The sequence below is a fragment of the Halomonas sp. YLB-10 genome (assembly GCF_003856855.1).
GTDB classification, from domain to species: domain Bacteria; phylum Pseudomonadota; class Gammaproteobacteria; order Pseudomonadales; family Halomonadaceae; genus Halomonas; species Halomonas litopenaei.
In genome coordinates, this window is the sequence record NZ_RRCU01000017.1 from 1 (window position 1) to 6,390 (window position 6,390).

Consider the following 6,390-nt stretch of genomic DNA (forward strand, 5'->3'; position numbering starts at 1 on the left):
TGCCGTTGGCAACGTCGGTGAGCTGGACGGAAATGACACGTTCACCCGCGTTGTTGAAGCCGACCAGCGAACGACCATTGCCGCTCAGCGACCAGGTGACCGGGCTGCCGCCGGAGGTCAGCACGGGGAGGCCGCCGGTATTCCAGGTAAAGCTGCCGCGGCCGTCGCTGCCAAAGTCGTAGCCCAGCGAGCCGATCGCCGCGAGGCGTTCACCAGCCACGTCATTGATGCCACCGGCGATGCCGCCAGGCAGGCCGTCCTCGTCGAGAACCGCCTTTGGCGGGGTGGTGTCGGGATTGCCATCGGTTTCCGGCGTGGTGGGGCCTGTGCCACCGCCGTCCGCGACCCCGACACTGAGATTGCCGGTAACGGTGCTGCCATCGCCATCGGTGGCGGTGTAGTCAATCGTGGCGTTTCCGGTAAAGCCAGGGTTGGGAACAAAGGTCAGGGTGCCGTCAGGGTTGATGGTGGCGGTACCAACATCCGGGCCGCCCTGGACGGTGACACTGGTGAGCTCGCCGGGGCCATCGGCGCCAAAGTTGTCGTTGTCCAGTACGTCAACCGTGATGGGCCCGCTGTTGTCGCCTGCGGCGGTATCGTCGCCCGGCACTGGCATGTCGTCATCCACGGTAACGCGGAGGATGCCCTGCGCACTGTCGCCGTCGGCGTCGGTGATGGTGTAGCCGACGCTGAAGTTGATGTCGCTCTCGACATCGGCTCGGGGGTGATCCAGCGGCTTGAACAGGTCGACCCGGTAGGTGCCGGCGGCAAGATCGCTCAGTTCAATCGAGAGGACCTGCTGTCCGCTGGCGCTGGTGCCAAGAAGAGAGCGTCCGTCTGCGCTGAGTGCCCAGCTGACCAGGCTTCCCTGGGAGGTCAGTACCGGCAGGCCGGCGGTGCTCCAGGTGAAGCCGCCAGGGCCGTCATCGCCGAAGTCATAGCGTAGCCGGCCGGTGGCGATGGTGCGTTCGCCCGGGTAGTCATTGATGCCACCGGCGATGCCGCCGGGAAGGCCATCTTCATCGACCACCGCCTTGGGCGATACGGTGGCAGAATTGCCATCCGTCTCGGGGGTGGTGGGACCTATCCCATTGCCGCCGGAGATGACGATGTGGGCACTGGAACTGAAGCTGTCACCGTCGCCATCCTTGGTGGTGATGTTGAAATTGAGTGCGCCACTGGCATCGTTGTCGGCGCTGAAACTCCAGGTGCCGTTGGGGTTGACGGTCAAGATGCCCTTGCCGGTATCGATCGGGGTGCCGAGCGGATACTCGTTGTCGTCGGCCTGGAGGTTGACGACGGTATCGGCGACGCCGTCGGCCCCGCCTTGCTGTGACCAGGTACCGGTGACGGTATCGCCGGCTTCCAGGCTCGAGGGCGCGATAACGGTGGTGGTCGGCGAGTCATCGTCGATATCCACGCCCAGGCGTGCAGTGGCGCTATCACCATCACCATCGGTGATGGTGTAGTAGACCGAAAAGATCAGGTTGTTCTCGATGGTTGCGTCGGGATGATCGATCGGGCCGAGCAGCGAGACGCTGTAGCTGCCTGAGGCAAGATCGGTCAGCCTGACCTGAAGTAGGGGGGTGCCATCGCTGGTGGAGGCGGACAAGGTCCGGCCGCTTGCGGAAACCTGATAGGAAAGGGACTCGCCGCCAGATGTCAGTGAAGGAAGGCCGGTGGTTTCCCAGCGAAAGGGATGGGTCGCGGCTGGGCCGTTGGCACCGAAATTATAGCCAAGGGTGCCGGTGGCCACGGTGTCCTGGCCAGCCGCATCCTGTGGGCCGCCAGGAATACCATTGGGCAAGCCATCTTCATCCAGCAGCGCCAGGGCGGTGACCTGGGTGGTGCTGTCCTGCGCCAGCAGTGTGGCGACAGTGGACTGATTCAATGATGAATCGGTGTTGAAGTTCATTGGGTAATTCCTTGCATGAATGCCATTAGGGAAGGCGGGGCTTGTTAAACGTATGCAAGGAAAAAAGAGGGCGACATTGTCCTCATGGACGAGTGTGTGGGAATCAGAGTAGAGCGAGTCAGGGGAGCACACATCAGCAATTTGAGCTGACTTCTACAAGAGTTTTTGACCTTTTTTGCCAAAAAGTTTTTTTCCTTACATGGGTGTTTATCGGTCACGAGGGCGCTGGAATATGCACCACTGTTCATTGTAATGCCGGTCGTTGTTACGCAGGTCGTTGTAACGAAGATAGAGGCGACCATGTCGGGGCTAATAGCCGTTTAACGCTGTCGATTCGGTTTCCTGGGCGGAGGTGTTCCCCCAAGGCGGTGCGGGAGCGAGTTGTACGGCATCGATGGTAGTGTGCCGGTCGGGTTGCATCTGTTGATCACCTTCAATTGCTTCCCGAGGGGTGGCGGAAGCCGGTTCATGACGCTTCTGGCGGATAATTCTGTTGGTACACCGGATGACCGATGTCAGGATTCGGCGAGCAGCCCTTGTGGGTTGCCAGTAGACGTAGACTTTAGTTTTGTATGTTATTGATTTATATGACTGCATCCATCGGGTGGTTGGCGCTTTTCGGTACTTTCAGGTATCGGGTAGCGCTTCCTGAAAAGCGTCATCATTGGAGCCTGAACGGCACAGAAGCTCATTCTGGGATATCATTCTTCGATACGACTTTTCTCCCTGATATGTTCCACTTTTTTAATGGCAAGGAACCCATTTTTATTCAAACAATACGCAGTGCAAACTCTCGACCGGATATGGCGATCGGCGATGCCTGTTTCCTTGCAATAGTGGTGGGAAGAAGGCATGCGAAGAGAAATTTACATGGCATGGAGCCATGACGGACGGGGCGGATATAGTATTGTGTCTAGCTGGCGAGGCCGATCATTAGGGCTTGTCTGAAAAGTGCCTGCGCTCGGTAATACGGCGTTAAAAATCGGCTGGTTCGCCAGCCCGGTCAAAATGCTCATTTACATCCCGTAAACTGCGCATTCTCACCGATTTTTTCCTTGTCTAACCTTCGCTCGTCGACTTTTCGGACAGCGCCTAGAAGATGGTGGTTGAAGAATGAAAACGCGCCACCCGATGATAGATCGAGTGGCGCGTCGTTTCTCTTACGTCATTATCATCTAACTGTCGATATTATTCCACATCGAGCTGTCCATCCTGAACTAGCTGGTTAAGGAAGCTATCGCTGGAGGCTCCCGCCATGTGGACGTTGGTCAGGGTGATAACCTGGTCGGCACCTGCACCGGAGGCGCCGATACCACCGTCCGATTTTACCGACAGCACGGTGTTGTCTCCGTCTTGACTTGCATGAAGGTACTCGGACACGTCCTCCTCGCTGGCGTCGTGGAGAAGATCGGACAGATCCAATGTATCCGCATCGGCGTTTGTCGCGGTATCTCCCAGGGTGAAGTTGTTCACCACATCCATGGAGGGATTGGTGGACGTTCCCTCATCTCCCGAGAGGAACACGATGGTGTCTGCACCGACTCCCGCCCAGATTTCGCCGTCACCATCATCGGAGTTGCCGGTATCAAGACTGCGAGCCGACGCTATTCTTGTGTTCGATCCGGAAGACGGCAACGCCAACTCGAGGTTTCCGTTGACCCTGTCTCCATCCCCATCGGCTCCTTGAACCGGCAGTGTCAGGGCTCCGCCATTGCCTCCTCCCAAGTCTCCCTTCTCAAGCCAGGAAAACTCGAAGTCAGCGCTCAGAGCAAATCCATACCAGTCATGTAGTCCCTTGAACTCCAGGGCTTCGAACGGTTGGTCGGTGGTTATCTCGAAGCGAGCAGTACTCGGGATGTTCATGATGCGCAATGAGCCGTCGTCCAGCTCGGTAATATCCAGGCGCGAGGTGATATCGCGTCCTGCCGTGTCGAAGAAGCGAATATCACCTCTGCTCAGGGACAGCACGTTTTCCTGGCCAACTTCGTAGGGATGCCCACTGGTGGCGTTGCCATCCGGCGCCAGGCCAAAGGCCTTGATCGCGACCATGGGGAATTCCATCCTCTCGGCGCGCACCATGACGTCGCTGAAGAAGGTCACCCCACGATGATCTTCCCAGTTGGGACGATTGCTCGAGAAGGCTAGATCGTCGACAAAATCGATACGAGTGATTTCGTTCTCGCCGGTCAGCATATCGCTACCGTCCGCGACGAAGCCATTCTCATCAGTCCTCAGGAAACTAACCCTGCTCCCACCATCGTCTACCGACCAGCCGGATACCACCACATCCGGGGCGACGCCGCCATTGTCGAAGGCAAGATAGCGAGACCCGACTCCGGATTCACCCTGGAACTGGTATGGGATAAGGACCTCTTTGGTGGCGTCGCTGAAATTGAGACTTGACTGCCCGATGGGGCCGATGCCGTCATCGAAGACGTTGACGGAGTAGCTGGAACCGTCCGCCGCCAGCGTGACCTCGAATGCCACGAAACCACCAGCGGTGGTCGCCTTGAGTGTCAGCCCATTACCACTCAGCTGATAAGTGAGGGTGTCACCGTTCGAGGTTCTGACCGGCAAGCCACTCGGACTGGTCACCTGTGTACCCGCCAGTGCTGAACCGAAGGTCAGCGAACCGGCACCGTCGGCTCCGAAGAAGCTGATGTCGGCGGTGGCCCCATCGGTCAACTGACCGACCTGGACCGCTGAAGTCCTGGGTGAGTCGTCATCGACCACGACGACCAGGTTGCCTTGTGCCGTGTCACCGTCACTGTCCGTGATGGTGTAACTGACGTTGAAGCGCAGATCATCCTCGGTACCCGCGATCGGGTGGTCGAGCGGCTGAGAAAGTACAACTCGGTACTGACCCGTAGCGGTATTGAGGATGTCGATGGCGATGACACGGTTGCCGGCTTGATCAAGACCCACCAGGGACAGGGCATTGCTGCTCAGGAAGTAGCGAATATCCTGACCGTCGGATGTCTGTGCAGGCAGACCCGAAGTGTCTGAGCCCCAGGCGAAGCCACCGCCGGCGGCGGGTCCGTCGTCGCCAAAGCTGTAACCCAGCAGCCCCGTTACCACTACCGCCGTGCCTGCGACATCACCATTGCCACCCGCATTGCCGCCTGGCAGACCATCCTCATCGACCACGGCGACCACTGGAGCCGAGCCTTCGGTTTCTGGCGTGGTGGGCTCAGTGCCACCGTCGGCGACCGCGACGCTAAGGTTACCGCTGACAGCGCTGCCGTCGCCATCGGTGGCGGTATAGTTGATGGTGGCGTTGCCGACGAAGCCGGGATTGGGCGTGAAGGTCAGGGTGCCGTCCGGGTTCACCGCGACGGTACCGACTGCCGCGCCGCCCTGGACGGTGGCGTTGGTAATGTCTCCGGAGCCGTCGGCGCCGAACTGGTCGTTGCCGAGCACATCGACGGTGACGGTGCCATCGTTGTCGGTGGTGGCGCTGTCAGCGTTGGCCACCGGCATGTCGTCGTCGACCGTGACGTCGATGCTCCCCGAGGCGCTGTTGCCAACGCTGTCGGTGATGGTGTAGCCGAGGCTGAAATCGATATCGCTCTCGACGTTGGGACTGGAGTGATCCAGCGGTCGGCTCAGTACTACCCGGTAGCTACCGTTGGCGACGTTGGTCACTTGCACCGAAATGACACTATTGCCGTTGCTGTCCGTGCCAAACAGGGAAAGCCCGTTGGCGCTTATCGACCAGGTGACCGGGCTTCCGCCGGATGTCAGGGCAGGCAGTCCGGCGCTGCTCCAGGCAAAGCTGCCGGGGCCGTCGCTGCCAAAGCTATAGCCCAGTGAGCCAGTCGCCACGGTACGCTCCCCCGGGACATCACCGACGCCACCGGCAATGCCTCCAGGCAGACCATCTTCGTCGACGACAGCATTAGGGGCGTTGGTATTGGGGTCGCCATCGCTATCGGGTGTGGAGGGATCAGTGCCGCCATCGGCGACTGCGACATTGAGGCTACCGCCGACCGTGCTGCCGTCGCCGTCGGTGGCGATATAGTCGATGGTGGCGTTGCCGACGAAGCCAGGGTTGGGCGTGAAGGTCAGGCTGCCGTCCGGGTTGACTGCGACGGTACCGACGGTCGCGCCACCCTGAACGGTGGCACCGGTTAGCGCGCCTTGACCATCGGCGCCGAACTGGTCGTTGCCGAGTACATCGACGGTGACGGTGCCATCGTTGTCGGTGGTGGCGCTGTCGGCGTTGGCCACCGGCGTGTCGTCATCGACGGTAATGCCGATACTGCCCGAGGCGCTGTCACCGACGCTGTCGGTGATGGTGTAGCCGACGCTGAAGTTGATGTCGCTCTCGACACCGGGGTGGGAATGATCCAGCGGCTTGGCCAGCACCACCTTGTAGTTGCCGTTGGCAACGTCGGTGAGCTGGACGGAGATGACACGGCTACCCGTGTTGTCAAAGCCGACCAGCGAACGACCATTGCTGCTCAGCGACCAGG

At 59.8% G+C, this 6,390-nt stretch carries 3 protein-coding genes; 1 reads left to right on the forward strand and 2 read right to left on the reverse strand.

The window, feature by feature from the left end; all coding sequences use genetic code 11:
* The coding region (locus EBB56_RS21705) for an Ig-like domain-containing protein (protein WP_185696497.1) at window positions 1–1,915 on the reverse strand (1,915 nt) is incomplete at its 3' end.
* A gap of 587 nt (window positions 1,916–2,502) precedes the next feature.
* On the opposite strand from EBB56_RS21705, the gene EBB56_RS21710 reads away from it, so the two are divergent.
* Window positions 2,503–2,802, forward strand: coding sequence for a hypothetical protein (locus EBB56_RS21710; protein ID WP_124805328.1), 300 nt, complete (start codon window positions 2,503–2,505; stop codon window positions 2,800–2,802).
* A 301-nt stretch (window positions 2,803–3,103) separates the two neighbouring features.
* On the opposite strand, the gene EBB56_RS21715 is transcribed toward EBB56_RS21710, so the two are convergent.
* On the reverse strand, window positions 3,104–6,390 hold a 3,287-nt coding region (locus tag EBB56_RS21715; protein ID WP_124805329.1), incomplete at its 5' end, for an Ig-like domain-containing protein.